The organism is Candidatus Symbiopectobacterium sp., from assembly GCF_020054415.1.
GTDB lineage: Bacteria > Pseudomonadota > Gammaproteobacteria > Enterobacterales > Enterobacteriaceae > Symbiopectobacterium.
Map to the genome: position 1 here is coordinate 1 of NZ_JAHWCO010000541.1, position 2,338 is coordinate 2,338.

At 52.3% G+C, this 2,338-nt stretch carries 2 protein-coding genes and 1 pseudogene; 2 read left to right on the forward strand and 1 reads right to left on the reverse strand.

Going from position 1 to position 2,338, the window contains the following annotated elements:
• Positions 1-525: 525 nt before the first annotated feature.
• On the forward strand, positions 526-1,629 hold the full coding sequence (gene asd, locus QZ506_RS15955) for an aspartate-semialdehyde dehydrogenase (RefSeq protein WP_291972392.1): 1,104 nt from the start codon (positions 526-528) through the stop codon (positions 1,627-1,629).
• 103 nt (positions 1,630-1,732) lie between these two features.
• Here the strand turns inward: asd and QZ506_RS15960 are convergent, their stop codons facing one another.
• On the reverse strand, positions 1,733-2,128 hold the full coding sequence (locus tag QZ506_RS15960; RefSeq protein ID WP_291972395.1) for a hypothetical protein: 396 nt from the start codon (positions 2,126-2,128) through the stop codon (positions 1,733-1,735).
• 53 nt (positions 2,129-2,181) lie between these two features.
• On the opposite strand from QZ506_RS15960, the pseudogene QZ506_RS21675 reads away from it, so the two are divergent.
• Positions 2,182-2,338 (forward strand): annotated as a pseudogene (locus tag QZ506_RS21675) (IS1 family transposase); the annotation flags it as partial.

Genomic DNA, 2,338 nt, shown 5'->3' on the forward strand with positions numbered 1-2,338 from the left:
GCATCTACAAATATTGTCCAGCTGATCGTACCACTCAAACAGACCAAAGTGCCTCCGATGAAAAATGACAGTGTAATTTCGTTGCACTGATGGAAACAAAAGTAGCCCGTCATTTATCGCACGTTTTGGCTTCAAATATCGCACGCCGCATCATAAGGTTGATATATCCGTCATACTTCAAGTTGCATGTGTGTTGGCTGCGTTCAGTCACCCGAATCACTTACCTGAGTAAGCTCATCGGGACTCCTTCTCTTACCGCCTTCCCGCAACTCGAATTATTTAGGGTATAGTCATCACTTTATGTAATATTTGCTGAGTTTGGTGATAAACCTATTTTTATTACCCCTCGCTCTGCCGTCATGATAGTCCTGCCGCCACGGTTTGCGCGCGTTTGCGTGTGGTAAACCTATTGTTCTGCAAGACATTCACCTGACGAGAACAGGGTAACAGAGTGTGTGTCGGCCGTCAGTACTGCCTGTGTGGCAGTCCAAATTCTTTGTTTCATCCCAAGGCAGGATTGTTACCATGAAAAATGTTGGTTTTATCGGCTGGCGCGGTATGGTGGGTTCCGTTCTGATGCAGCGTATGCAGGAAGAGCGTGATTTTGACCTGATTCGTCCGGTGTTCTTTTCCACGTCACAACACGGTCAGGCTGCTCCGGTACTGGGTGGACAGCAGGGCACGTTGCAAGATGCCTACAATCTGTATGCACTGCGCGCGCTGGATATCATCATCACCTGCCAAGGCGGTGATTACACCAATGAGGTTTACCCCAAGCTGCGTGAAAGCGGCTGGCAGGGGTATTGGATCGATGCGTCCTCCTCGCTGCGTATGCGCGATGACGCCATCATCATCATCGATCCGGTCAACCATGCTGTGATCAAACAGGGTCTGGACAACGGCATTAAAACGTTTGTTGGCGGCAACTGTACCGTCAGCCTGATGCTGATGTCGCTGGGTGGACTGTTTGCGCACGATCTGGTGGAATGGGCCTCTGTGGCGACCTATCAGGCGGCATCTGGCGGCGGTGCGCGCCATATGCGCGAATTGCTGGTTCAGATGGGCCTGCTGCACAATGATGTGGCGAAAGAGTTGCAGGACCCTGCCTCTGCCATCCTGGATATCGAACGCAAAGTCACCGCGCTGACGCGCAGTGGCACGTTGCCGACCGACAATTTCGGTGTACCGTTGGCCGGCAGCCTGATCCCGTGGATCGACAAACAGCTGGATAATGGCCAGAGCCGCGAAGAGTGGAAAGGTCAGGCAGAAACCAACAAAATTCTCGGCACCCAGTCCGTAATCCCGGTGGATGGTTTGTGCGTCCGCATCGGGGCGCTGCGTTGCCACAGCCAGGCGTTCACTCTGAAACTGAAGAAAGATGTTCCGGTGTCTGAAATCGAACAACTGCTGGCAACCCATAACGATTGGGTGAAAGTGGTGCCAAACGATCGCGAGCTCTCCATGCGTGAATTGACGCCAGCTGCGGTAACCGGCACGCTTTCCACGCCAGTGGGGCGTCTGCGTAAACTGAACATGGGGCCACAGTATCTCTCCGCCTTTACAGTGGGTGACCAACTGTTGTGGGGCGCTGCAGAACCGCTGCGCCGTATGCTGCGCATCCTGCTGTAATCCCCTCTGGATTGAATGCCCCGCGTTATGCGGGGCATGTTCTCTCTCACTTCCTGCCGTTGCTTTCTTTGTTCTACTATCGCTTGCCATGATCTCTACCTTTTTAACGGCATGCAGCATCAATACCGTTGATCTTTTCAGTGACATTTTCCCTGAGCAGGTTTTCGATACGTTGGGCAAAGGTATTTAGTGTCAGCCACTGTCGTGTGAGCGCCTGGCGATTTCCTGCCATGAGCTGTATGCGTAGTGCCTCTTCTTCTTGTGTCAGCCGGGAGGCATGTTCAAGCAGGGAGGAGGCGAAGCCGCAGTCGGAAAAATAAGCGATCGCCTCGTTCCGGTTAGCGGGGTAATGGAGGCTTTGCCATTGCTGCAAGGGGCGGAGACAGCAGTGATCGGCCAGCTTCACCATAAGGCTTAATTGGTAATGTGCGCGCTGACCATAGCATCCGCTCACCAGATAGCCGCGTGCAACCTGGCGGATGGTATAGAGATTATTCAAAATGGGGTCGTGTATTCAATATGTTGATTGCAGTGTGAAATGTCCGGTTTTGGATGTGGAATACAGGGGCTAAAGTTGATGTAAGATGCCCGTTTTGTGAACAGACATCTCCTGTGAAAAACACGGTTATGGCAAAAGTGGCCATCAGCGTTACCGTCGTCAGTCATGCAAACACGGATGGCTACAGGGCTTACAACGACGAACTTCCAA

What these genes read in the sequence shown, in the direction of transcription:
- asd (WP_291972392.1), top strand. Translation starts at nt 526, where the DNA reads ATGAAAAATGTTGGTTTTATCGGCTGGCGCGGTATGGTGGGTTCCGTT.